Below are 25,142 nucleotides of genomic sequence, written 5' to 3'. Positions count from 1 at the left end.
GGACCGCCCGCTTGATTTTCGCGATCATGGATCGACCGCAAGGCTTAGAGTAGCTGGCGGCCACCGAACGCATGCGCCAGCGTGCCGCGGTCCACGTATTCCAACTCGCCGCCCAGGGGCACGCCATGCGCCAGCCGCGTGGGCCGCACGCCGCCGGCACGGGCCAGCTGCGCCAGATAGTGCGCCGTGGCCTCGCCTTCCACGGTGGGGTTGGTGGCGATGATGAGCTCTTCCACGTCGCCCTCGCCCAGGCGCTGCGTGAGCTGCGCCAGGCCCAGCTCCTCCGGCCCCAGGCCATCCAGCGGAGACAACCGGCCGTGCAATACGAAGTAATGCCCGCGATAGCCGGTGGCCTGCTCGATAGCCGCCAGATCCACCGGCGACTCCACCACGCAAAGCAATTGGCGGTCGCGGCTGCTGCTGGCGCAGATCGCGCACAACGGCTCCTCGCTGAAATTGCGGCAACGTGTGCAATGTCCGATGCGCTGCATCGCTTCGCGCAGCGCATCGGCCAGCTTCAGGCCGCGCTCACGGTCGCGCTCCAGCAAATGGAAAGCCATCCGCTGGGCGCTCTTGCCGCCTACCCCGGGCAGGCAGCGCAGCGCCTCGATGAGGCTGGACAGGAGGGGAGAGGAAGACATCGCCCTCTCAGAACGGCATCTTGAAACCCGGCGGCAGGTTCATGCCGGCGGTGACGTTGCCCATCTTCGAGCGGCTGGCTTCGGCCACCTTGTTCACGGCGTCGTTGATCGCGGCGGCGACCAAGTCCTCGGCCATCTCCGGATCGTCGGCGAAGGTCTGGCGATCGATCACCACCTTGCGCACCTCGTGCGCACCGCTCATGGTCACGCTCACCAGACCGCCGCCGGCGCTGCCGGTGACTTCCAGCTTGGCGATCTCTTCCTGCGCGCGCTTCATGTCTTCCTGCATGCGCTGGGCCTGCTGCATCAGCTGGCCGATCTGACCTCTCATACTGCTAACTCCGTCATCAACTGCCAAAGGGTTTCACCGACTGCGGCACCACGCGGGCGCCGAAGTCGCGTTTCATGGATTGCACGAAGGGATCGTCGGCAATGGATTGCTCCGCCGCCGCCTGCGCCGCGTCGCGCGCCTGCGTGGCGCGTGCGGCCGGCGTGGCGGCGGCCGCCGACTTGTCGATGTCGACGAAGCGCAGCTTGATGCGTTCGCCCAGCGCGCCGCTGATGCGTTCTTCCATCTGGCTGAGCATCGGTTCCACCGCCATGCCCATGTGCGCCGGCTGCAAGGCCAGCACCAAGGTGTTGCCGTCGCGTTCGCGCAGCACGGCGTTCTGCGCCAGCACGCCGAACGGACCGCGCAGGCCGGCCTGCTCGATCAGGCTCTCCCAGTTCGGCAGGCCGTTGGCATCGCGCCGCGGCGGCACGGCCGGGGCAGGCTCGCGCACGGCGGGTGCCGGTGCGGCGACAGGCGCGGCAGCCCGGTAGGCCGGGGCCGGCGCGGCGGCTGGGGCCGCACTGTGCGCGGGCGGCGGCGCAGGCCGGGGAGCAGGTGCCACGCGCTCGGCGGCCGGGCGCGATGTCCCGTCGCCGGGGCGGAACGCCAGCATGCGCAGCAGTGCCATCTCGAAGCCGGTGCGGGCATCGGGCGCCAGCGCGAGATCGCGGCGGCCGCCGATGGCGATCTGGTAGTAGAGCTGCACGTCCTCGGGTGCGATGCGTGCAGCCAGCGCATGCAGCGCTTCGCCGTCGGAGTCGTCGTCGAGCCGGTAGCCGGGAATCAGCTGGATGAGCTGCAGGCGATGCAGCACGCCGGCAAGGTCATCCAGCACGCCGCCGAAATCCGGCGAGTACGAGGCGATCTGCGCGCACTCGGCGAGCAGGCGCGTGCCGTCGCCGTCGGCCAGCGCATCGAGCACGCCCAGCACTTGGCCGCGGGCCACGCTGCCCAGCATGGTGCGCACGTCGTCGGCATGCAGCGCGCCGCCGCCGTAGGCGATGGCCTGGTCCAGCAGCGACAGGCCGTCGCGCAGCGAGCCGTCGGCGCCGCGCGCCAGCTCCTCGATCGCGGCATCCTCGTAGGCGATGTTCTCGGCGCCGAGGATGTGCCGCATCTGGCCGGCGATCTGTTCGGGCAGCAGGCGCTTGAGGTTGAACTTGAGGCAGCGCGACAGCACCGTCACCGGCAGCTTCTGCGGGTCGGTGGTCGCCAGCAGGAACTTCACGTGCGGCGGCGGCTCTTCCAGCGTCTTCAGCAGCGCGTTGAACGCCGGCTTGGAGAGCATGTGCACCTCGTCCACCAGGTACACCTTGAAGCGGCCGCGCGACGGTGCGTACTGCGCGTTCTCGATCACCTCGCGCACGTCGTCCACGCCGGTGTTGCTGGCCGCGTCGATCTCCAGCAGGTCCACGAAGCGGCCTTCGTCCACCGCGGTGCAGACTGCGCACTCGCCGCAGGGATCGGCCGATTCGCCGCGCTCGCAGTTCAGCGACTTGGCGAAGATGCGCGCGATGGTGGTCTTGCCCACGCCGCGCGTGCCGGTGAACAGGTAGGCGTGGTGCATGCGCCCGGTGTCCAGCGCATTGGTGAGCGCGCGCACCACGTGCTCCTGCCCCACCAGTTCGGCGAACTTGCGCGGGCGCCATTTGCGGGCGAGGACTTGATAGGACATGCCTGACTACCTTGGGGCGAAGGTTGATTGTGCCAAGGCAGGGGCGACAAGTCAGTAAAGCTGCCGGAGCAGCCGCAAGATTGGCCCCTCATCCCAACCGTTCTCCCGGAGGGGAGAATGGGCGAACGTGCCATGCGGGTTCGCTTTTGCCGGCCATCGGCAAGCGGATGGCACGGGGCTCTCGACGCGAGTCTTTTGGAAAGGCCGGCTCCAAATGGCGGCGGCCCCGCCAGCCACACCCCGGCACCCGAATCATCCACTACCGTTGCTTCCTTCCGGACCTGGCGGGGTTTGCGGACTATCGTCGCGGGGGGACCGACGGGGCCACCATGGACGTTGGGCTTTCAAGCCCTGCGCGCCGGCCGAGACCGTCGCACCTTTCGATCAATTGGCGGAGAGGGCGGGATTCGAACCCGCGATACGGGGATAAGCCGTATACACACTTTCCAGGCGTGCTCCTTCAACCACTCGGACACCTCTCCGCAAAGGTGAACCCCTTGCCGGACACGCTAGTCCCCGGCAAAGAAGCGGAAGGATAACGGGCATGGGCCACCCAGACAAGACGGCGGCGCGCGATCCGGCTCACTCCGGCGGCACGTCGCGCAGGAAAACCGGCAGGTCTGTCGTGGGCGGCTTGGCGGGTACCTGGTAGAACATGTCGGCCACGAAACCCCGGTGGTACGTGGCATGGTTGACCACGTGCAGGACGATCTCTTCCCTGCTCATCCGCCCCGCTCCCCCGCCGACGAATTCGAACGTCACCGCTTCGGCGGCCTGTTCCGGCGTCAGCCCGTGCGTGTATTCGGTGTACCACGCATTCATTGCCTGCTGCCGGCGCCACAGTTCGTCGAACGGCAACGGCTCGGGTGTGTTGCGGCTGGTGTAGCCGTGCGGCTGTCCTTGCAGGTGCGCCCGGAAGATATCGTCCACCACCCAGGTATGGCTGAGCGTGCGCAGCATGTTGCCGAAGATGGTGGCGCGCGACACAGTCGCCGCACCCTCCGGCAACCCCGCCACGGCTTCGTAGGTGAGGCGATCGGCCCAGGCTCGGTAGCGCAGCATTTTGTGCAGATGGTCCAGCGGCATGGCGCGCTTCCTCGGGTGGATCGGATCAACCGGCGTCCGGGTGCGTCGGCAGCGGCGCCGGCAGCGCGATGCGCTCGCCCGGCCGCGCGACGAGATAACCGCGCCCGGCCAGGGCGTCGCCATCGGCAACGCTGCCGTAGTGATACAGCCGCAGGCGCGCGCGCCATGCCGGCGGGTACTCGCGCTCGATATCGTCGATGCCGGTGTGCGACGGGTTGCCGTGCAGGCCGCAGTCGTGCGCGATCAGCTCTCCCCGGCCCGCATACCGTTCGAGGGCCTCGGGGATCGGCCGCGTGTCGCCGGTGTAGGCGAAGCTGCCCGCCAGCGCCAGACCGAACGAGGTGTCGGGGCGATGGTGGCGCGTGGCGAACACGTCGAACCACGAGCCGTCCAGCCAGAAGCCGCGCGTGCACGGCACAAGGCGGAACGCCTCCCAGTAGTTAGCGCCGCCCTCGGCAAGCACGCCGGGGTAGTCGGCCACGCGCGCCTGCAGCCATGGCACCAGGGCGGCATGGCAGAAGATGCGGATGCGTCCGCGCGTGGCCTCGTCGAACCACACGCGGGTGAACAGGCGCTCCATGCCGCCGATGTGGTCCATGTGCGTGTGCGTGAGGTAGATCGCGCGGGGCAGATCGCCATAGGCCGCGCGGTAGCGATCCAGCGTGTCCGGTCCGCAGTCGATCAGCAGCAGCGGTTCGCCGTCGCGCTCCAGCACGACGGCCGACGAACCGAGCTCCACCGCGTGCGCCGCGCCCGTGCCAAGGAAGTGCAGATGCCAGTTCATGCGCCGAAGGTCGCCTCGTAAGCTTCGATGAGGGGTGTCCACACAGTCGCGCGGAACGCTTGTTCGCCGTGCGCGGCCGCGCCGAGCTTGACCAGCGAGCGATGCAGCCGCGCGAGGTTGGCGAGCCGCCACGCTTCCGCCGGCTCGCGCACGCGGCCCCGGTCGAAGTCGATCAGGTACAGCTCCGCCGTCGCCACCAGCACGTTGTGGGCGTTGAGGTCGGCGTGCCAGATGCCCGCGCGGTGGAAGCGCGCCACCAGCGCACCCACTTCGCGCGCCAGCTCCGCATCCAGCCGACCGGCCGCGAGGCACTCGGCCAAGGTCCGTGCGTCCGCGATGCGCCGGGTGACGAGATCGGCTCGATAGAACAGACCATGCCGGCGATAGTGCGCCGCCACCGGCGCCGGCCCCGGCAAACCCAGCCGCGCGATCTCCGCCAGCAGGCGGAATTCGGCGAAGCAGCGCGTGGCATCGGCACCGCGCCACAGGTAGCGGTCGCCCATCAGCTTCGCCACCACGCCGCCACGGCGGTAGTGCCGCAGCACGCATTCGCCGGCCGGCGTCGCGATGATCTGCACGCCGCCGCGCCCCCCCGTCTGCGAGCGCAATGCACCGCGTCCGCGCCAGTATTCCGGCACGAACCAGTCGGCGTCGACTTGTGGCGATGCCTCGGCGTCGAACAGAATCGCGCCATCGGCCTCTTTGCGCAGTTGTTCTTGCATCGGTGCTGGTGCGTCTTCGTCAGCTCCCAGCGATTCTACATGCCCACTCTCGATTCCATCTGCCTGCTGCGCACTTCCGCCATCGGCGACGTCACCCACGTGGTGCCGCTGGTCCGCACGCTGCAGGCGGCGTGGCCGCAGACCCGGCTCACGTGGATCGTGGGCAAGCTGGAGCGCAGGCTGGTGGGCGATCTGCCCGGCGTGGATTTCGTCACCTTCGACAAGGCGGCAGGCTGGGCCGGCATGCGCGAGGTGTGGACGCCGCTGCGCGGCCGGCGCTTCGACGCGCTGCTGCAGATGCAGGTGGCCTTGCGTTCCAACTTGCTGAGCCTGGGCATCGGGGCGGATCGGCGCATCGGCTACGACCACGCGCGTTCGCACGACGGCCATGGGCTGGTGATCCGCGAACGCATCCCGGCCCGCACCGGCGAGCACGTGCTGGACGCCATCGGCAGCTTCGCCGAACCGTTGGGCCTGAAGCAGAGCGCGGTGCGCTGGGATATCCCGCTGCCCGACGAAGCGCAGGCCTGGGCCGAGCAACAATTGCCTGGCGACGCCCCTACCCTGCTGGTCAGCCCGAGCTCCAGCCACGCGTTGCGCAACTGGCTACCCGAACGCTACGCGGCGGTGATGGACCATGCCGCCGCGCGCGGCTGGCGCGTGGCGCTGGTGGGCGGCCCCTCGGCCGGTGAGCGCGCCATGGCGGATGCGGTGCTGGCTGCGTGCAGGCATGCGCCGCTCGACCTCACCGGCAAGGACACCCTGAAAAAACTTCTCGCCCTGCTTTCGCGCGCACAGCTGCTGCTGACGCCGGACTCCGGCCCCATGCACATGGCGAACGCGGTGGGCACCAAGGTGCTGGGGCTGCACGCGGCGAGCAACCCGAACCGCTCCGGCCCCTACTCCGACCGCCGCTGGTGCGTGGACAAGTACGACGAGGCCGCGCGCACCCTCCTCGGCAAGCCCGCCAGCGAACTGGCCTGGGGCACGAAGATCGAGAAGCCCGGCGTGATGGAGCTGATCGCCGTGGACGATGTGGTCGAACGCTTCGACGCGGTGAGTGCCCACCTCGGGATCGACTGAAGCCGCGCGCCGCCTACAACTCCCGCAGCTTGATGTCGCGGAACTGCAGCCGGATCGGCGTCTCGCCCTTGTCCTCCGTGCCCTGCAATGAAATATGTCCCTTCTGGAACGTGCCGAAGTCCGGCCATGCCTTGAACTTGGTGGACGCGACCAGCTTCTTCCAGTCGTCCGTCCACAGCCAGGTGTCGATCACCTTGTGGCCGTTCTGGAAGAACTGCAGGTGTCCGTGGTCGGCGATGATCTCGAAGCGATTCCACTGCGGCGCCTGATCGACCCATTCCACCGGCGAGGAGATCAGGTCGAACAGGTCGCCCGAGCGCTCGTTCAGCACGCGGCTGTCCGGCTTCGTGCAGGCCAGATCGGCGATCTGCATCTCCGGCCCGGTCTCGTAGGGCTGCGCGTACTTCGGCGACTCGTTCACGTAGAACATCACGCCGCTGTCGGCGCATGGTGTCATGCGCCATTCCAGCTTCAGGTCGAAATTGGCGTATTCGCCGGCGGTGACCAGGTCGGCGAAATCCTCCGGGCGACCGTTCCGTCCGCGCTGCAACTCGATGCTGCCGTCGTGGACCGACCAGTCCCTGCCCGGTGCCTTCTGCAGGTAGGAATGCCAGCCGTCGAGATTGCTGCCGTTGAACAGCAGGTGCCAGCCCTGAGCCTTCTCCTGGGGAGTGAGCGTATTGGGCGTCTGCGCGTGCGCGGCTCCGCAGGCCAGACAGGCCGAGGCCATGAACAGCATGTGTCGCTTCGTGGGCATGGAGTGGTTTCCCTGGTGGAGTTCGGCCGGCTCAGGAACCGGAGTGCCCGGCGCCGGGCGGAAAGGATGGCGGTGCGGCATGCAGGTCGCTGCCCCAGGCCTGGTCCGGCATTTCCTGCAGCGAGAAGTGCAGCTGGCCGCCGTGCGCGACGAATGTCGCCGGCAGCCACGGGCGCGCGTACGGCTTGCCGTCGACCTCCAGGGCGTGCACGTAAGGCATCGTGGCCGAAGCACCCGGCGCATCGATCACCACGTCGCCACCGCTGCCGCGGACGACGGCATGGTCGAACAGCGGACTGCCCACGACCAGGTCCGCGCTGCCGGGAATCTCGGGATACAACCCCAGCGCCGACCACACGTACCAGGACGACATCTCGCCCAGATCGTCGTTGCCAGGAATGCCGTCGGGCGTGTTCTTCCACAGTGCGTTGACCACCGCACGCACGGCCGCCTGGGTCTTGTACGGCTGGCCGGCGAAATCATAGAGCCAGGGCGTCTCCACCGACGGCTCGTTGTTCAATTCCGCATGCAGCGGCCCGGCGTTGGTGAAGGCCCACTGCCCTTTGTCATCGTGGAAGAAGCTGTCCAGGCGCGCCGTTGCCTTGTCGTAGCCGCCCATGGCATCGAACAGGCCGTGCAGGTCGAACGGCACCATCCATACGTAGACCGCCGCGCTGCCCTCGACGAAACCGTCGTCCGCGGATGGCGTGAAGCTGGCCCAGCTGCCGTCGGCGTTGCGGTTCTGGATATAGCCGCCGTCGGGCGCGGCCTTGGGATTGAACAGGTTGCGCCAGTAGCCGGCACGCATGCGGAAGCGCCGCTGCCCTTTCCGATCGCCCACGTCAGCGGCGAGTTCGGACAGCGCGAAGTCCGCCGTCGCGTCTTCCAGCGTTTCGGCTGCACCGCCCCAGGCATGCGACTGGGTAGCGATGTAGTGCAGCTTCAGCCACTGGTCGAGCGATGGCCGCTCGCCCACGCATTCCACGTTGCAGCCGTCGTCCGACGCGTCGTGCGCGGTAGGCACGGTGGCGGCACGTACCAGCGAGGCGTAAGCGCCGCGCAGGTCGAAGTCCTTTCCGCCGAAGGCATAGATGTCCGCGAGCGCGGGAACCGCGGGATCACCGCTCATCACATGGGTGCCGCCGCTGTTGTGTGTCCAGCGGTCCCATTCGCCCTGGTTCTGCTGCGCCTGGTTGTAGAGCGACTGGGCGATGTCGCTGCCCACCTTCGGCATCAGCCAGGTCACCAGCTGCAGCTGCGAGCGGTAGACGTCCCAGCCGGAGAAGTTGGCGTATTGCGCCTGCTGGCTGTCCTGCACGCGATGGATCGCTCCATCGAAGCCGCGGTATTCGCCGTCGACGTCACTGAACACGTTGGGGTGCAGCAGGCTGTGGTACAGCGCTGTGTAGAACACTGTGCGCTGGTCGGCGCTGCCGCCATGGATCTGGATCTGGCCCAGTGCCTTGTTCCACGCGTCGCGCGCACGCTCCCGCACTTGCGCCAGCGTGGCGGTTTGCGGGATCTCGGCATCGAGGTTGGCGCGCGCGTTCGCCAGACTCACGTAGGAGATGCCTACACGCATCCCGACCGGGCCGTTGGCCGGATCGAAGGACACCCACACGCCCGAACCGTTGCCCGCGGTCGGAAAGCCCTTCGCGTCGTAACCGGTGCCGCCCTGCGCAGTGCTGGCACCGTCGTGTACCGCCGCATCCTGCCAGGCGCCGGTCGCGGTGAACGGCTGGTCGAAACGGGCCACGAAATAGAGCGTGTAGTAGCTGCGCTGGTCGGCCTTGGCCAGATAGCCGCAGAAATTGCCGCTGGTGACCGAACCGCTGATCGTCTGCTGCGCCGAATCGACCTGCGCCTCGGCCGCACTGCTGCCCACTTCCGAATCCGAAGTGCGGACCAGCAGGTTCGCCGCCTTCCCCACGGGAAAGATGAAGTTCGCGATGCCGCTGTGCATGGCCGCAGCCAGTTCCAGTCGCACGCCATTGGCCAGCGCCAGCCGGTAGTCGCCCGGCGTCGCCTGCTCGTCATCGTGGCGGAAGTCGACGGCGTAACGCGTGTCGTCGGCATCCGCCGAAGGGGACGCCGTGACTGGCTCGGTGATCGGCATAACGGGGATGTCGCCGCTCGCCCCCGCGCAACCCGCCCCCGAGAGATGGGTGAGGCTGAAGCCGCGGATGCGCCGCGCATCGAACTGATAGCCGCTGGGCGAGGCCGTGCGCGTGTGATGTCCGCGCGTGTTCTCCGGACTCCACTGCAGCATGCCGAACGGCATGACGGCGCCGGGATAGGTATTGCCGCCGTTGCTGCTGCCGATCAGGGGATTGACCGCATCGGCAGGCGACGTATCCGTCGCCACGGCGCAAGCCGCCGTCATCGCAAGCAGGCCCGGTACGAGCAGGCATGCAAGAAGGAAAAGTTTCGGCTTGGTGCCGTTCCGCTTGCGCTTGGACATGGATTAGCGTCCCCTCGAGGCGATGACTGGACTTTAGATCGATCTAAAGAAAGACCGGAATCTATCCCAGGGCCTGCCGGGAATCCAGTTGCAGAGCAGCATCGCGGAGGACGCACCGGCAAGGGTGCATCGCGGTTTCCGGACACAGGCGCCGGCGAGCGGCATCCGAGACACGATCCGCCGCCTGCACGATCCGGTCTTCCGGATCGTGCAGAAACATGGGCGTGGGATGCTTATGGGTGCGACACGGCTCAGCCGCGCATTGGCACTGCTTCAGGCGCCGGCGCGGTAGTCCTGGTACGACTTCTCTTCGACCAGCTGCGAGCCGAGCTTCACGTTGATCTCGCGCTTCACCGCCGCGCGCTCGTCGTTCCTGAAATACACCGAGCGCGCCAGTTCGATGAACTCGGCATCGAAGGCCTGCGCCTTTTCCTTGAGGCGGATATCGTCTTCGATCACCCACAGCGCTTCGTTCACCGCGAGCAGGCGTGCGCGTTCGTCGCGGATGTCGGTCTTCGAGGCGGGGTGCGACATCCACGTCGCATTGAGCAGATCGAGCTCGGTGCGCACGTTGGCCAGCTTGGCGGGATCGCCGATGCGTTGCGACTTGATTTCGAGAATGGTGATCTTGTCGATCAGCTCGCCGTAGGACACCGGGGTCTGGATCAGGCTCATGGGTAACTCCTAGGGTCAGGCCGCATGCGCGGGGTGGAAGACACCCTGGCGCACGAGTTCGCAGATGGTGCGCACGTCGCCGTCCAGCGCGCGGTCGCGGTGCAGGAAGGCGATGCTCTTGCGCAGCGTGGCGTGGGCACGGCGCACGTCGGTGCCGGCGTGGAAATCGCTGCTGGCGGCCAGCGCCTCGGCCAGCTGGCGCGCCTCGGCGACGAACTGCTCGTGGTGCGGCTGGCCTTCGCGCGGCGCGTTGGACACCTTGGCCGCCAGCGCCTGCCAGCCGCCGCGCTGGGCGAGGCGGCGCGCGGCGTTGAGCATTTCCTGGCGATAGTCCAGTGCCTGCGCGGCGGTATACAGCTCCAGCGCGATCACGTGGCCGAGGTCTTCGATCATCTCCAGCACGTGGCGCGCCTCGTTGGCGCCCATCGAGACATGGTCCTCGGCGTTCGCGCTGGTCGGCACCGAATACACGCTGGCCGGATGCGCGCGGGTGGCGAGGTCGTTGACCAGCGCCGCGGCGGTGTACTGCACGATCATGAAGCCGGAGTCGGTGCCGTCCTCGTTGCCGCTGAGGAAGGCCGGCAGGCCGTCGTTGGTGGCCGGATCGACCAGCTTGTTGAGGCGGCGCTCGGAGATCGAGGCCAGCACCGGGATCGCCGCCTTCACGTAGCTCATCGCCAGCGCCAGCGGCATGCCGTGGAAGTGGCCGGCGGAAATCACCTGCTCCTCGATGAAACGGGCGCCTTCGGCATCGGGGAAGATCAGCGGGTTGTCGGTGACCGCGTTCAATTCGATGTCGAACACGCGGCAGGCCTGCGCCCACGCGTCGCGCACCGCACCGTGCACCTGCGGCATGCAGCGCAGGCAGTAGGCGTCCTGCGGCTGATGTTTCTTGCCGCCCTTGAACGGCAGGAAGCGCGCGTAGAACGCCTCGCGGCCATGGCGCTGGTTGGTCGGCACCCAGTCCCAGCCGATGTCGAAGCTGAGCGCCTGGTCGTCCGGCTCGCTCCATGCCTCGACCGTCCACGGCTTGAAGCGCGGCACGAGGTGGTAGGGGATGTCGACCAGGGTCGAGCCCTGCAGCACTTCGCGCACATGCGCGGCTACCGCGACCTGCCCCGGATGCGGACGCAGCTCGTGCACTTCGGGCCGCAGCGCGCCGCTGCGGCCGGCGAAGGCGTCCAGCGTCATCGCCGCGGCGAGATCGGCGGCATCGAGCAGGCGTTCCAGGTCGTGCAGCGCCAGCGTGCCGGTGGCCAGCATCTGCGCAGTACCGTTGTTGAGCGCCAAGCCTTCCTTGAACGACAGGCGCACGGGCTCCAGGCCCGCGCGCTTCAGCGCCTCGCCGCCCGGCAGACGCTCGCCTTCGTAGAACGCTTCGCCGCCGCCCAGCAGCACGATAGCCAGGTGCGAGAGCGGCGCGAGGTCGCCGCTGGCGCCCACCGAGCCCTTCCCCGGCACCACCGGCACCACGCCCGCATTGAGCATGGCGGCCAGCGCTTCCAGCGTGGACACGCGGATGCCGGAATGCCCGCGCATCAGGGTGTTGATGCGGATGGCGAGCATCGCGCGCACCACGTCCGCGCCGAACGGCTTGCCCACGCACACCGCGTGGGTGGTGATGAGGTTGTGCTGCAGCTCTTCCAGCAGCGTGCCTTCCGGTACCTCGGTGCGGCTGCCCGGCAGCTCGTCGCGCACGCGGTGCGCACCCAGCAGCTTGTCGGCATTGCTGCCGAAGCCGGTGGTGACGCCATAGGTCGGTTCGCCGCAATTGACCTTGTCGGCAAGGAAGTCCGCCGCGCGCTGCACGCGCGCCAGCTGTTTCGCGTCCAGCGCCACCTTGGCGCCGTCGCGTGCCACGGCCACCAGCTGCGCCCGTGAGAGGCTGCTGCCGTCGAGAAGAATGGTTTTGCTCACAAATGCTCCAACAGGTTCATGCAATGACTGCCGCATTCCGGGATGCGACGGCGACGGACATCAGCCCATCGCCGCGGCCTGCTCCAGCTCCACCCGCAACGTCTTGACCAGTTCGGCGCGCGCCACTTCGAACTGGTCGCCGCGGCGCAGGTCCTTCACCGTCACCACGCCCTTGGCCAGCTCATCCTCGCCCAGCACCACGGCGAAGCGGATGCCGGCGCGGTCGGCGTACTTGAACTGCTTGCCCAGCTTGCCGGCTTCCAGCACCGCCTCGGTGGCGATGCCGGCGGCGCGCAGTTCGCCGGCCAGCGCGAGATAGGCCGGCAACTGCGCCTCGTCCATCTGCGTGACCAACACGTCCACCGTGCTCTGCGCCGTGGCGACGAGGCCGGCTTCGCGCAACTGCCAGTACAGGCGGCTGAGGCCGATGGAGATGCCCACACCGGGCAGGTGCGACTTGGTGTACTGGCCGGCAAGGTTCTCGTAGCGGCCGCCAGAGCAGATCGAGCCGATCTGCGGATGCTCGTTGAGCGTGGTCTCGTAGACCGTGCCGGTGTAGTAGTCGAGGCCGCGCGCGATCGACAGGTTGAGCGCGTAATGCGTCTCCGGCACGCCGAGCGCATGGATCAGGCCCAGCACTTCCTTCAGTTCCGCACGGCCCTGCTCCAGCGCCTCGGGACCGGCGCCCAGCGCGTCGAGCCGGTCGAAAGCATCCTGCAGCGAGGTGGAGCGCACCTGCACGAAGGCGAGGATCTTCTCCACCGCCTCCGGCGCAAGGCCGAAACCCTCGCCGGTGAGCGTATCGCGCACGTAGTCGGCGCCGCGCTTGTCCAGCTTGTCCACTTCGCGCAGCACCAGCATCTGCTGCTCGGCATCGGCCACGCCCAGGCTCTCGAAATAGCCGCGCATCAGCTTGCGGTTGTTGAGCTGGATGGTGAACGGGCCGATGGCCAGTTCGCGGAACACGCTGTAGATCACCGCCGGTAGTTCGGCGTCGTAGCGGATCGACAGGCTGTCCTTGCCGATCACGTCGATGTCGCACTGGTAGAACTCGCGGAAGCGGCCGCGCTGCGCGCGCTCGCCGCGGTACACGCGCTGCATCTGGTAGCGGCGGAACGGGAAGCTCAGGTCGCGCTCGTGCTCGGCCACGTAGCGCGCCAGCGGCACGGTGAGGTCGAAGCGCAGCGCCAGCTCGGGCTTCTCTCCCTGCTCCAGCGAACCGGTCGACTGCACGAAATACACCTGCCGCTCGGTCTCGCCGCCGGTCTTGGTCAGCAGCACGTCGGCGTATTCGATCGCCGGCGTTTCCACCGGCAGGAAACCGAAGCGCTCGTAGTTGCGGCGGATGGTATCGAGCATGCGCTGGAACGCGACCTGGTCGAGCGGCAGCAGCTCGAGCACGCCAGGCATGGTGCGGGCCGGGGTAAGCGCCATGAAAACCTCTGTGGACGGGGAGAACAGGCCATCGGTCGAACCGACACGCGGCAGCCTTCAAGATTAACAGATGGCCATCCATCGGCCGCAGCCGCCGCCCCGGCTTTGCGCCGGATGCGGAAACTGTTGCCAAGCTTTCCCGCCGTCATTAAGATACGCGGCTCCCACGGGGTGTAGCTCAGCCTGGTAGAGCGCTACGTTCGGGACGTAGAAGTCGCAGGTTCAAATCCTGTCTCCCCGACCAGTACAAATTCCCGAGTCCATCGGCCTCCGGAACAGAAAAGCCGCCCTTTCGGGCGGCTTTTTGCTTTCCAGGACCTCGCACGTGCTAACACGCTCGAATCAGATCGCGGGGCAGCATCCCCTCAAGTCTTCGAAGCCGCGGCATTCGGCATGAGGCCGAAACGCAGCATCTCCAGCTGCCCGTTCGCGCTGCAGGCAGCCTCGGCCCCCACCTGCCCCTTGTCGAACTGCATCGGAACCAGCACGACGGTATAGCCCTGCATCATCTGGCCCTTGGCCGCGCCGCCGACCGACTTGGCGTTGCCGTACTGCTTCGTCAGCGAACCCCAGGCCTGCTGCAACTTGTCGCTGTCGGGCTTGTGCTCGGGGTCGAACGATTTCGTCGCCCCCTTGAAGTCGCCCTGATTCATGGCCGTGATCGCCTTGTTCGCCACGTTGCCGCAGCTCGTCGTCTGCTCGGCCGATGCCGGCCCCGACTGCGGCATCGTCTGCGGTTGTTGTTGCTGCGGCTCTGGCTGCGGTTGCTGCTGCGGCATCTGTTGCGGCTGCTGCGGCGGAGATTGCTGCGCAGGCACCATCTGGGCCTGCACGCCGCTGAAGGCCAACAGCATGGCCGGAAGAATGAAAGTAATGGCCTGTTTCATGTCGTCTCCTCCTCGTGGGGATGGAAGCGCGACGGCAAGCGATTCAGTCAAGGGGAAGACATCAGACCGAGGCGCGGTGCCTGCAATGAAATGGCCAGGGCCGTCGCGGAGGGAGCGCCGTCTGCGCGACGCCAACCCATCCTCGTGAGCCGGGATGCTGCTGTCAAACCGGGTGCCGGCGAATATTCAGCAACATGAGCATCCGGTGTTCAAAATAGGCTGCAGTTTCGTCTCTCAATAGACGCGGCGGCGTGACCATTCGCAGCTAGCTCGTCTGAACGCGCATTGCCCCTGCCATTCTGCATCGTAGATTTGGCCACCGCGTTTCTTGCCTCCCGCCCAAGGGTTCAACGAAAACGGCCGCCTCATGGGCGGCCGTTTTCGCTTCCTGAAAGCAGCGGTCATCGACCCTGCAGAACGAACGCATCAACTACCCGATGCCGCAGCGCAGTGATCGTTCGGGCAAGCGAAATCCACTTCCGCGCCACGCCCCGCCGTCAGCGGAATGTTGGTGCGCGTATCGACGGCCTTGCCATCCTTCAGCAAGGACACCGTGTAAACCGACAAAGACAGATTGAACAGGTTGTAATGCCCATCGGCATCGACGGTGGCGTGGCGATGGAAGCCGTTGTTGCTTTGCGCGACAACGGTTTCGCCGGCAGGCGCCTGGCCGAAGATGTGTGCCGTGGTGCTTTGCGCTCCCGCAGGCAGCGACAACATACCGCCTGCTATCGCCAAGCCCGCAATCGATGCCAGGCGGAACGCCATGCGTCCGCTGCGAATCGCACGCAAGCGGCGGCCTGCGCGTCCAATGATCGTCATGTTCCCCTCCTTAGATATCCCTCTGGAATGGGAATACTGCCCACCATGTCGATAAGGCAGCTCCCCCTGTCACCGCCCGCTGGACCATGCCAGCATCCCGTTCATCCCGGGCGGCATCCCAAGCTAGCGATAAAAGGCAACGCGCCGCAAGTGGAACGGGCCCACTGCCTCAACTTGCCACGGCCAGGGCCGTCAGCCTATCCAGCTCGGCCTCGACAAAGCCCGCCTCCAGCCGCGCGGGGCGATTGAACGGACCGCGCAGGCTGACGCCGAGATAGTCGCGCAGCAGGCCGAAGAAATGCTCGAAGGGATCGATGCCGTCGCGCTCGCAGCACCAGCGATACCAGCGCGTGCCCGCGGCAACGTGGGCCACTTCTTCGCGCAGGATCACTTCCAGCACGGCGATGGTGCGTTCGTCGCCGGCATGGCGCAGGCGTTCGATCATGCCCGGCGTCACGTCGAGCCCGCGCGCTTCCAGCACCCGCGGCACCAGGGCCATGCGCGCCGTGTCGGAATGCGCAGTCTTCTCGGCCATTTCCCACAAGCCGTTGTGGGCGTCGAAGTCGCCGTAGGCATGGCCGAGTTCGGCGAGCCGTGCGGAAAGCAGCGCGAAGTGGCGCGCTTCGTCATGCGCGCAACTCGCCCAATCGCGGTAGTAGTCGTCGGGCATGCCGCGAAAGCGGTAGACGGCGTCCCACGCGAGGTTGATCGCGTTGAACTCGATGTGCGCCACTGCGTGTACCAGGGCGGCGCGGCCTTCTGCACTGCCCAGGCCGCGCTGCGGCACCTGCCTGGCGCTGACCAGTTGCGGCCTGCCGGGGCGACCGGGGGCAGCGATGGGCTCAGGCAGCGGCGCGGCGCGGTCGGGACGCAACTCGCCCGACTGCATGGCCGACCATGCAGCATGGCTCAGGCGGAGCTTTTCCGCCGGATCGGTGGCGTCGATGCAGCGCCTGGCGGCGGCGTGGAGGTTGGTCATGACGTCTTTTGCGGGCACCGGCCCTCACGCTCCCTCTCACCGAAGGGAAAGGGAGCAACGCGGCATCACGCGCTGCGGCGCGCGGCCTTGGCGTCGTCCGAGCGCAGCATCTCGATCTGCTCCAGGTAATGCCGGTCAAGGCCCGTGACGTATTCGCCGTTGAAGCAGGAGGAATCGAAATGCTTCAGCGATTCGTTGCCGTCCTGCACCGCCCACACCAGATCCTGCAGCTCCTGATAGATCAGCCAGTCGGCGCCGAGCATCTGCTGCACTTCGTGTTCGGTCTTGCCGGCGGCCACCAGTTCGGTGGCCGAGGGCATGTCGATGCCGTACACGTTGGGATAGCGCACCGGCGGCGCGGCGGAGGCGAAGAACACGTTCTTCGCACCGGCATCGCGCGCCATCTGGATGATCTGTTTCGACGTGGTGCCGCGCACGATGGAATCGTCCACCAGCAGCACGTTCTTCTTGCGGAACTCCAGCTCCACCGGATTGAGCTTGCGGCGCACCGATTTCACGCGGTCGCCCTGCCCTGGCATGATGAAGGTGCGGCCCACGTAGCGGTTCTTCACGAAGCCCTCGCGGAACGGCACGCCCAGCGCTTCGGCCAGCGCGCTGGCCGCGGTGCGCGCGGTGTCGGGGATCGGAATCACCGCGTCGATGCCGTGGTCGGGCCGTTCGCGCAGGATCTTCTCGGCCAGTTTCTGGCCCATGCGCAGGCGCGCCTTGTACACCGAGACGTTCTCGATCATCGAATCGGGACGCGCGAGGTACACGTATTCGAAGATGCACGGCGCATGCACCACGCTTTCCGCGCAGTGACGCGCGAAGAGCTGGCCGTCGTCGGTGATGAACACCGCCTCGCCCGGCGCCACGTCGCGCAGGCGCTTGAAGCCCAGCACGTCCAGCGCCACCGATTCCGAAGCCACGGCGTACTCGCGGCCTTCGCCCGTGACGCGCTCGCCCAGCACCAGCGGACGGATGCCGTTGGGATCGCGGAACGCCAGCAGGCCGTAGCCCAGCACCAGCGCGATGCAGGCATAGCCGCCGCGCGCGCGCTCGTGCACGCCGGCCACGGCCTTGAAGATATGGTCGGGCGTCAGCGCCATGCGCTCCTGGATCTGCAGCTCGTGCGCCAGCACGTTCAGCAGCACCTCGGAGTCCGAATCGGTATTGATGTGGCGGCGGTCGTCCTCGAACATCTCCTTGCGCAGCGTCTCGGTGTTCACCAGATTGCCGTTGTGCGCGAAGGCAATGCCGTAAGGCGAGTTGACGTAGAACGGCTGGGCCTCCTCGGCGCCTTCCGAACCCGCAGTGGGATAACGGCAGTGGCCGATGCCGATGCGCCCGCGCAACCGGCTCATCGCCGCCTGGTTGAACACGTCGCGCACCAGGCCGTTGCCCTTGTGCAGGCGAAGCCGCGCGCCGTCCACCGTGGCGATGCCGGCTGCGTCCTGACCGCGGTGCTGCAGCACCGTGAGGCCGTCATAAAGCGCCGATGCCACTTCGGTGGTACCGACGATGCCGATGATTCCGCACATGATGGATGGCCTGCTAAGGGTGATTCGAAGGAGAAACGGTAGTGGCCGGCGCAGGCGTCGCGCCCGGCGTGGATATGGTGGCCGGCAGCCGGCTGCGCAATGCCTCGGGCAAGGACGCGGGATTCAGGCTTCCGTGCAGGGCATTCGACAGCGCCGGCGAATCCAGCTGCCCGCGCAAGGTGCTCGACACCGACGCCGGATTCAGGTGATCGCGCAGGGCTTCGGTCGCGCTCGAGGCATTGAGATGTTCACGCACGCTGGGGGGCACCTGCTGGCTCAGCCAGATGGTGGCGCTCTGGAACGACGGCAGCAGCACCGACTGCCGCCACATCGGCTCGCGGGTGAAGCTGGTGAACTGGCACAGGAACACCAGTACGCACACGATCAGCGCACCGCGCGCGAACCCGAACACCATGCCGAACAGGCGATCGGTGCCCGACAGGCCTGTGCTCGCCAGCAGCCGCTGCACGAAGAAGCGCAGGAGCGCTCCCAGCACCAGCACCAGCACGAAGCACAAGGCATAGCCTGCCGCCAGCCGCAGCATGGGCATGGTGATCACCACCAGATGCGCCGACACCGCCGGTCCGAACAGCGATGCCACCCAGAACGCGGCGACCCAGATCACCAGCGCCAGCACTTCGGATACCAGGCCACGGAACAGGCCGATCAGCACCGACAGGCCCAGCACGCCGAGTATGGTGAGGTCGATCCAGTTCATGCAGACAGGCTCAGGCTAATGCGCGGCTCAGGGAACGCGAACCACGTTGCCGCTGATGCCGAACTTTGCGTTGATCTGGTCGCGCACGCGCTCGGCGTCGGCACGCTGCGTCTGCGGGCCGGCGCGCACGCGCCACAGCTGTTTGCCGTTCGCGTTCACGGTGTCCACATAGCCGTCGAAGCCATCCGCGCGCAGCTTGTCGCGCAACGCATTGGCATCGCCCTGGTTGCCCATCGCCGCCAATTGCACGGACCAGCCACCGGCACCCTGGGCAGCGGCGGCAGCCGGCGCGGGGGCACCGGCCGCAGGCGCCGTCGCCACCGGCGTCGAGGCGATGTTGGAGTCGGCATGGCCCAACCCCTCCACCAGTTTCGCCGGCACGCCGGGGATGGACTGGGTGATCTTCAGGCGCGCCGCCTCGGCGCTGGTGCGCGAGTCGAACGGCCCGGCGGTCACCAGAGTGAGCTGCTTGCCGGCCTGGGTGATGACGCGCGTAAGCACCGGATAACCGAAACCGCGCACGCGCCGCACCAGCCGGTCCACGCTGTTCGCGTTCGCATAGGCGCTGAGGTTGAGTACGTACAGCGAGCGGCCTGTCGCACCGGCGGTTGCCGCTGGCGAGGCCGCCGGCATGGTCGCCGCCGGCGCCTGGGGCTGTGACGAACCATGGGTCGCCGCAGCGGCGACTGCACCCGCGGCCACCGCACCGGCGGCTACCGCCGTCGTGGATACGCCGGACGAACCGCCCTGCAACGGGATCACCGGTTGCGCGGGCGAAGCACCGGAACCCATCGTTGGGCCGTTCTGCTGCGCCTTGGGAGCTGCGGCATCGGTGCCCACGTCCTTGGGCCGGTTGGACGGAATGTTCACCGCGGCAAGCTGACCGCTCGACGCCGGCGCCTGGGTAGATGCCGTGGCGGCTGCGCTGGGAGCGCTGGCAGCCCGAGCCGGCGCAACCGCCGAGCCGGAGCCTGCCGGTGCGCCCGGAGTCAGGCTCATGGTGCGCGTCTGCAGGTTGTTGTCCTGGGCGGGCGGAATCGCCAGGCTCACCGACTGATCGCCGCCAGCCGCCGTTGCCGGCGACGGATTGCTGGAGAAGAACATCGGTACAAAGATGACGAGCAGGGCTATCAGTACCGCAGCACCCAGCAGACGTGTTTTCAAGAGTTCGCTCCGAGACGGCCGGCGCGGCCCGCAATCCGGCGATTATACCTGCCCAGCCACATGCACCGCCTGCACTACGCCGAGCGCGCCCTGAACGGGCGCTCGTGCAAGCAGCTGCGAGACCCCCTCGCCGATTCCACGCCCGATGCAGGCTGCGCTGAAATCGGCGCTAGGGACCGCGTTCCGCCATCGCCGCGGCGGCGACGAAGAACGAGCCGAACGCGAGGATGCGCTCGCCCGGCACAGCAGAGGCGCGCGCAGCCGCCAGCGCCGCAGCCACATCGGCGTGCCGATCGAAATCGGCGTCCGGCAGCGTCTGTTGCAGAACGCCCGCCAGTGCATCCACCGGCAGCCCGCGTGCAGTGGCGCCATCCAGCCCGGCGAGGTGCCAGCGAGTGATGCGCGTGCCCAGCGCGACGATCACCCCGGCCACATCCTTGTCGGCCAGCGCGCCATACACCGCATGGGTGCGCATGGGCGGTTGCGCATCCAGCCAGGCGGCCAGCGCGCGCGCGGCTTGCGGGTTGTGGCCCACGTCCACGATCAGCGGCGGATCGCCACCCAGCAGTTGCAGGCGTGCGGCCACCTTGGCATGGCGCAGGCCATGGCAGGCCGCCGCATAGATGGCCTGCGACGCCAGTCCAAGGCCGGCCGGGGCCAGCGCACGCAGCGCGGCAATCGCAGCGGAGGCGTTCGCGAGCTGCACCGGCGCAGCCAGCACGAGCAACGGCAATTCCATCGCCGTGCCGTCGCGATGCCGCCAACGCCAGCCATCGGCATGCCGCTCCGCGCTGAAATCCACATTGGCGCGTTCGATCTTTGCGCCGATGATGGCAAGCGCATCGAGCAGGCCCTGCGGCGGGTCGGCATCGCCCACGATCAGCGGCCGCCCGGCGCGGGCGATGCCGGCTTTTTCGCGGCCGATGCTGTCGCGGTCCGCGCCCAGCCAGTCCATGTGGTCGAGATCCACCGTGGTGACCACCGCCACGTCGGCATCGACGATGTTCACCGCATCCAGCCGGCCGCCGAGGCCGACTTCGAGTATCGCCAGGTCGAGCTGCGCGCGGGCGAAAATATCCAGCGCCGCCAGCGTGCCGTATTCGAAATAGGTAAGTGGGATATTGTCGCGCGCCGCTTCGATGCGTTCGAAGCTGGCGACCAGGGTGGCATCGTCCACGTCCACGCCGTCGATGCGCACGCGCTCGTTGTAGGCCAGCAGGTGCGGCGAGGTGAAGGCCCCCGTGCGCAGGCCAGCCCCCTGCGCCATCGCTTCCAGCAATGCCACGGTGGAACCCTTGCCGTTGGTGCCGCCCACGGTGACGACGCGACGCGCCGGCGCCGGTGCGCCCATCCGCTGCCACACGCTGCGCACGCGTTCCAGGCCCAGCTCGATGCTGCGCGGGTTGACGTGTTCCTGATAGGTCAGCCATTCGGCAAGGGAGCGGGACATGCTCGGCTTCGCACACTTAAGAGAGTGCGCGAAGCTTAGAGTCTGTTCGATATCTCCGCACCATGGAGCCGCGCTCTCGGCCCGCAGGGAGGAATATGGATGCGATGCGAAGCCATGCACATGCACGGCGAGGTCCAGAACACTACCTCAGACCAGCGGATGGATGAGTCCGCACAGCGACCAGACGAGAACGGACGCGATGAGCGCGCTGGAAAACAGCGCCAGCAACAGCGGCGCAACGCGATCCATGGTGTTGCGAATCAGGGGAATCGTGTACATGTGGCATCTCCTTCGACCCGTGATTGGGTGCGAGGGAAATGCTCCTCGGTTGGTCGGCGGCGTGGCAGGGGCGCCCGTCAAGCATCGCTGGTGACAACCGTCACAGCGCCGCGCGACGCAACCGCAAGGCGTTGCTGACCACCGACACCGAACTGAGGCTCATCGCCAGCGCCGCAATCATCGGCGACAGCGTGACGCCGAACACGGGATACAGCACACCCGCCGCCAACGGCACGCCGATGCCGTTGTAGACGAAGGCGAAGAACAAGTTCTGACGGATGTTGTACACGGTGGCAAGCGACAGCCTGCGGGCACGCAGGATCGCGGCCAGGTCGCCCTTCACCAGGGTCACCTGCGCGCTCTGCATCGCCACATCGCTGCCGTTGCCCATGGCGATGCCCACGTCGGCGGCGGCCAACGCGGGCGCGTCGTTCACGCCGTCGCCGGCCATCGCCACTTTGCGCCCTTGCGCGCGCAGGGCGTTCACCGCTGCGGCCTTGTCCATGGGCGTGACGTCCGCCTGCACCTCGGCGATGGCCAGTTCGTTCGCCACTGCCCGCGCGGTGGTGGCGTTGTCGCCCGTGAGCATGACGATGCGCATGCCCGCTGCCTTGAGCTCCGCCACGGCTTGTGCCGCACCGGGCTTGATGCGGTCGGCCACCGCGAACAGCGCGGCCAGCCTGCCATCGATGGCGAGATACATCACCGTGGCGCCCCGCTCGCGCATCGCGCCCAGGTGCCTGTCCGCCGCCGCATCATGAGCGATGCCGAGCTCATCCAGCAGCTTTGCATTGCCCAGCGCCGCGCGCATGTTTTCCACCGTGGCGACCACGCCACGCCCGGGCAGCGCGCGGAATCCGCTGGCCGTGAGCGACGGCACGCCTTCCTCGTCGGCCGCACTCACGATGGCATGCGCCAACGGGTGTTCGCTGGGGCGCTCCAGCGCAGCGGCCAGCGCCAGCAGGTGTTCCCGCGACCGGCCATCCAGCGCCAGCAGTTCGGTGAGCACCGGCCGGCCTTCGGTGAGCGTGCCGGTCTTGTCCAGCGCCAGCGTATCGATGCCTTGCAGCGCCTCGATCGCCGCGGCGTCCTTGAACAGCACGCCATGCTGCGCGCCGCGGCCACTGGCCACCATGATGGAGATCGGCGTGGCCAGGCCCAGCGCGCAGGGGCAGGCGATGATCAGCACCGACACGGCCGCGATCAGCGCATGCGCGAGTTGCGGCGACGGACCGAACGCCGCCCATGCCACGAACGCCAGCACAGCCACCGCCACCACCGCCGGCACGAACCACGCGGCCACCTTGTCGGCCACGCGCTGCAACGGAGCCTTGCTGCGCTGCGCCTGCGCGACGAGGCCGACGATCTGCGCCAGCAGGGTTTCGCCGCCCACTCTTTTCGCGCGCATCAGCAGCGCGCCGTCGCGGTTCAAGGTGCCGGCCGCCAGCGCATCGCCCTTTCCTTTCGCCACCGGCATGGGTTCGCCGGTGAGCATCGACTCGTCGACGTAGCTCTCGCCCTCCACCACTTCACCATCCACCGGGACTTTCTCGCCGGGACGCACGCGCAGCACGTCGTCCACGCGCACCTCGTCCAGCGGCACATCGGATTCGCCGCCGTCAGCCAGGCGACGCGCCGTCCTGGGCGCCAGTCCGAGCAAGGCCTTCAGTGCCGAGCCGGTGCGGCGGCGCGCACGCAGCTCGAGGAAATCGCCCAGCGTCACCAGGGTGACGATCACGGCTGCCGACTCGAAATACACGCCCACGCGGCCATGCATGTCGCGGAAGCCTGAGGGGAACAGGTCCGGCGCGAGAAACGCCACCGCGCTGTACGCCCATGCCACGCCGGTGCCCAGCGCGATCAGCGTGTACATGTTGGGCGACCATGGCCTGAGCGAACGCCAGCCGCGCGCGAAGAACGGCGCCCCGCCCCACAGCACCACTGCCGTGGCAAGCAGGGCCTCGATCCAACCCACGGCGCTGTCCCAGGGCGGCGGCACATGCCAGCCGGAGAGGTGCGGCCCCATCGCCAGCAGGAACACCGGCAGAGTGAGCGCAAGCAGCACCCAGAAGCGGCGCGTCATCGCACGCAACTCGCCGCCATCGTCCTCGTCCAGCGTAGGCATCATCGGTTCCAGCGCCATGCCGCACTTGGGGCAGTCGCCGGGGCCCTGTTGCTGGACTTCGGGGTGCATCGGGCAGGTGTAGATCGCGCCGACCGGCGCAACGGATGCGGGCTTGCGCTCGCCGAGATACGCCACGGGATCGGCTGCGAACTTCTCGCGGCAGCGCGCGGAACAGAAGTGGTAGTCGTGGCCTGCATAGGCAGCGTGGTGTGCCGTGGTTTGCGGATCCACCGTCATGCCGCAGACCGGGTCCTTGGCCGAAGACGCACGGTCATGCTCCCCATGGTCACCATGACTCTGACCGCCGGCCGTCGAACATTCTCCACTGGCATGGCTTTGCCGATGGTGGGACGCATGGTCGTGGCGCGCATGCGCCGGTGCCTGAACATGCAGCGCCAATGGCATCGCCTTCGGCGCACAACAGTCGCCAGCCGCCCGCCCACCATCCAGATACTTCGCCGGCTCCGCATCGAACTTCGCCTTGCAGCCTGCACAGCAGAAATGCACCTCGCCGCCCGCATGCGTGCTGCGATGCTTCGACGTGGCCGGGTCGACCATCATCCCGCACACCGGATCGTGCGCCGCAGTCTTCGCGCCGCTCTCCGATGCGCAGCAGCCACCCTGCCCGCTCATGCGTCCAGCTCCACATCGGCCAGGGCCCGCAGGATCGGGCACTGCTCCGGTTTGCCGTGGCCGGGGCACGAGGTCACCAGTTGCGCCAGTCCGTCGCGCACGCGCTGCAATTCGGCGATGCGTTGTTCGATCGCCTGCAGGCGCTGCTTGGCGCGTTGCTTTACCGCTTTCACGCCGTGCTGGCGATCCGCCGACAACGCCAGCAGCTCGCGGATTTCCTCCAGCGTGAAACCCAGATCCTTGGCGCGACGGATGAAGCGCAACTGCGCGATGGTCCCTTCGCCGTAGCTGCGATACCCGGAAGCTCGCCGCAGCGGCTCGGGGAGCAGGCCCTCGCGCTCGTAATAACGGATCGTGTCGATGGCCACGCCGGCGCGCTTGGCGACGGCACCGATGGTGAATTGGGCTGTTTGCGTGTTCATGGGCAAAGTCTAGACCTTTGATCTAGGTCCAGAGTCAAGCCCGCATCCGGCGAATTACACCGGCAACTCCGTGGTCCGCTTCACCGTGCGCAAGGCCAGCGTGGATTGCACGCGCACCACACCGGGGAGCTGGGTGAGGATGTCGGTGTGGATGCGCTCGAAGTCGGCGGAGTCGGCGTAGGCCACGCGCACCATGTAATCCGCCGCACCGGCGAGCAGGCAGCATTCGGTCACTTCCGGATGGCGCTGGATCGCCGCTTCGAAAGCATCGAGCGCGGTGCGGCCCTGCTGGTCCAGCGTCACCAGCACGAAGGCCGTGCCCGGCAAACCCACGGCCTTTTCGTCCAGCAGCATCACGTAGCGCGAAATCAGTCCGCGTTCCTCCAACAGCTTCACCCGGCGCAGGCAGGCCGAGGGCGAAAGATTGATCTGCTGAGCCAGCTCCAGGTTGGTCAACCGGCCGTCCTGCTGCAGCAGTTTGAGGATGGCGCGGTCGCGTTCGTCGAGGGCGGGATCAAGATGCTGCATGAAATTTCATTCCATCGGGATTTTTCAC

General features: G+C 67.6%; 23 protein-coding genes, 2 tRNA genes and 1 other RNA gene. 2 read left to right on the top strand and 24 right to left on the bottom strand.

What is annotated here, in order from left to right:
- Positions 1–44 precede the first annotated feature (44 nt).
- From recR to IHE46_RS04410, 8 genes are all read right to left on the bottom strand, one after another.
- On the bottom strand, positions 45–641 hold the full coding sequence (gene recR, locus IHE46_RS04445; protein ID WP_192163418.1) for a recombination mediator RecR: 597 nt from the start codon (positions 639–641) through the stop codon (positions 45–47).
- 7 nt (positions 642–648) lie between these two features.
- On the bottom strand, positions 649–972 hold the full coding sequence (locus tag IHE46_RS04440; protein ID WP_192163417.1) for a YbaB/EbfC family nucleoid-associated protein: 324 nt from the start codon (positions 970–972) through the stop codon (positions 649–651).
- 16 nt (positions 973–988) lie between these two features.
- The gene (gene dnaX / locus IHE46_RS04435; protein ID WP_192163416.1) at positions 989–2,647 is read right to left on the bottom strand and encodes a DNA polymerase III subunit gamma/tau; all 1,659 of its coding nucleotides are present in this window, start codon (positions 2,645–2,647) and stop codon (positions 989–991) included.
- A gap of 224 nt (positions 2,648–2,871) precedes the next feature.
- An RNA gene (ffs, locus tag IHE46_RS04430) (signal recognition particle sRNA small type) lies at positions 2,872–2,968 on the bottom strand.
- A gap of 68 nt (positions 2,969–3,036) precedes the next feature.
- Positions 3,037–3,129, bottom strand: a tRNA-Ser gene (locus tag IHE46_RS04425).
- Between the two features lie 100 nt (positions 3,130–3,229).
- A complete protein-coding gene (locus tag IHE46_RS04420; protein ID WP_192163415.1) occupies positions 3,230–3,733 on the bottom strand; it encodes a DinB family protein in 504 nt (167 codons plus the stop codon).
- Positions 3,734–3,758: 25 nt separating this feature from the next.
- Positions 3,759–4,517: an MBL fold metallo-hydrolase gene (locus IHE46_RS04415; protein WP_192163414.1), complete on the bottom strand. Its 759-nt coding sequence runs from the start codon at positions 4,515–4,517 to the stop codon at positions 3,759–3,761.
- A complete protein-coding gene (locus IHE46_RS04410) occupies positions 4,514–5,239 on the bottom strand; it encodes a 3-deoxy-D-manno-octulosonic acid kinase (protein WP_192163413.1) in 726 nt (241 codons plus the stop codon). The genes IHE46_RS04415 and IHE46_RS04410 overlap by 4 nt, the downstream gene beginning before the upstream one ends.
- Positions 5,240–5,278: 39 nt before the next feature.
- Between IHE46_RS04410 and IHE46_RS04405 the strand changes: the two genes are divergently transcribed.
- Entirely contained in the window at positions 5,279–6,322 is a 1,044-nt protein-coding gene (locus IHE46_RS04405; protein WP_192163412.1) for a glycosyltransferase family 9 protein, read from the top strand.
- Positions 6,323–6,335: 13 nt separating this feature from the next.
- Here the strand turns inward: IHE46_RS04405 and IHE46_RS04400 are convergent, their stop codons facing one another.
- From IHE46_RS04400 to hisS, 5 genes are all read right to left on the bottom strand, one after another.
- Positions 6,336–7,079, bottom strand: coding sequence for a DUF1080 domain-containing protein (locus IHE46_RS04400; protein ID WP_225562794.1), 744 nt, complete (start codon positions 7,077–7,079; stop codon positions 6,336–6,338).
- 31 nt (positions 7,080–7,110) lie between these two features.
- Positions 7,111–9,540, bottom strand: coding sequence for a GH92 family glycosyl hydrolase (locus IHE46_RS04395; protein ID WP_192163410.1), 2,430 nt, complete (start codon positions 9,538–9,540; stop codon positions 7,111–7,113).
- Positions 9,541–9,813: 273 nt separating this feature from the next.
- On the bottom strand, positions 9,814–10,215 hold the full coding sequence (locus IHE46_RS04390; RefSeq protein WP_192163409.1) for a DUF6165 family protein: 402 nt from the start codon (positions 10,213–10,215) through the stop codon (positions 9,814–9,816).
- A 15-nt stretch (positions 10,216–10,230) separates the two neighbouring features.
- Entirely contained in the window at positions 10,231–12,132 is a 1,902-nt protein-coding gene (locus IHE46_RS04385) for an aromatic amino acid ammonia-lyase (RefSeq protein WP_343229985.1), read from the bottom strand.
- A gap of 60 nt (positions 12,133–12,192) precedes the next feature.
- The gene (gene hisS / locus IHE46_RS04380; RefSeq protein WP_192163407.1) at positions 12,193–13,566 is read right to left on the bottom strand and encodes a histidine--tRNA ligase; all 1,374 of its coding nucleotides are present in this window, start codon (positions 13,564–13,566) and stop codon (positions 12,193–12,195) included.
- Positions 13,567–13,733: 167 nt separating this feature from the next.
- Between hisS and IHE46_RS04375 the strand changes: the two genes are divergently transcribed.
- Positions 13,734–13,810, top strand: a tRNA-Pro gene (locus IHE46_RS04375).
- A 121-nt stretch (positions 13,811–13,931) separates the two neighbouring features.
- On the opposite strand, the gene IHE46_RS04370 is transcribed toward IHE46_RS04375, so the two are convergent.
- From IHE46_RS04370 to IHE46_RS04325, 11 genes are all read right to left on the bottom strand, one after another.
- Entirely contained in the window at positions 13,932–14,453 is a 522-nt protein-coding gene (locus IHE46_RS04370; RefSeq protein WP_192163406.1) for a DUF3887 domain-containing protein, read from the bottom strand.
- A gap of 426 nt (positions 14,454–14,879) precedes the next feature.
- A complete protein-coding gene (locus IHE46_RS04365; RefSeq protein WP_192163405.1) occupies positions 14,880–15,275 on the bottom strand; it encodes a carboxypeptidase-like regulatory domain-containing protein in 396 nt (131 codons plus the stop codon).
- A 169-nt stretch (positions 15,276–15,444) separates the two neighbouring features.
- Positions 15,445–16,254, bottom strand: a complete 810-nt coding sequence (locus IHE46_RS04360) for a ferritin-like domain-containing protein (RefSeq protein ID WP_192163404.1) — start codon at positions 16,252–16,254, stop codon at positions 15,445–15,447.
- A 65-nt stretch (positions 16,255–16,319) separates the two neighbouring features.
- Complete coding sequence (purF, locus tag IHE46_RS04355) at positions 16,320–17,795, bottom strand: amidophosphoribosyltransferase (protein WP_192163403.1); 1,476 nt, start codon at positions 17,793–17,795, stop codon at positions 16,320–16,322.
- A gap of 13 nt (positions 17,796–17,808) precedes the next feature.
- Positions 17,809–18,513 (bottom strand): CvpA family protein, encoded by a 705-nt coding sequence (locus IHE46_RS04350; protein ID WP_192163402.1) that lies wholly within the window; start codon positions 18,511–18,513, stop codon positions 17,809–17,811.
- A gap of 27 nt (positions 18,514–18,540) precedes the next feature.
- A complete protein-coding gene (locus IHE46_RS04345; RefSeq protein ID WP_192163401.1) occupies positions 18,541–19,677 on the bottom strand; it encodes an SPOR domain-containing protein in 1,137 nt (378 codons plus the stop codon).
- 169 nt (positions 19,678–19,846) lie between these two features.
- Entirely contained in the window at positions 19,847–21,127 is a 1,281-nt protein-coding gene (gene folC, locus IHE46_RS04340; RefSeq protein ID WP_192163400.1) for a bifunctional tetrahydrofolate synthase/dihydrofolate synthase, read from the bottom strand.
- A gap of 147 nt (positions 21,128–21,274) precedes the next feature.
- A complete protein-coding gene (locus IHE46_RS17135) occupies positions 21,275–21,406 on the bottom strand; it encodes a hypothetical protein (RefSeq protein WP_255430871.1) in 132 nt (43 codons plus the stop codon).
- 100 nt (positions 21,407–21,506) lie between these two features.
- Positions 21,507–24,164 (bottom strand): heavy metal translocating P-type ATPase, encoded by a 2,658-nt coding sequence (locus IHE46_RS04335; protein WP_192163399.1) that lies wholly within the window; start codon positions 24,162–24,164, stop codon positions 21,507–21,509.
- Complete coding sequence (locus IHE46_RS04330; RefSeq protein WP_192163398.1) at positions 24,161–24,586, bottom strand: heavy metal-responsive transcriptional regulator; 426 nt, start codon at positions 24,584–24,586, stop codon at positions 24,161–24,163. Before IHE46_RS04330 ends, IHE46_RS04335 begins: the two co-directional genes overlap by 4 nt.
- A gap of 54 nt (positions 24,587–24,640) precedes the next feature.
- Positions 24,641–25,114, bottom strand: a complete 474-nt coding sequence (locus IHE46_RS04325; protein WP_192163397.1) for an Lrp/AsnC family transcriptional regulator — start codon at positions 25,112–25,114, stop codon at positions 24,641–24,643.
- Between the last annotated feature and the right edge of the window lie 28 nt (positions 25,115–25,142).

The sequence above is a fragment of the Rhodanobacter sp. DHG33 genome (genome assembly GCF_014843005.1).
In the GTDB taxonomy this organism is placed as follows: domain Bacteria; phylum Pseudomonadota; class Gammaproteobacteria; order Xanthomonadales; family Rhodanobacteraceae; genus Rhodanobacter_A.
This window is presented reverse-complemented; position numbering and strand designations above follow the sequence as displayed.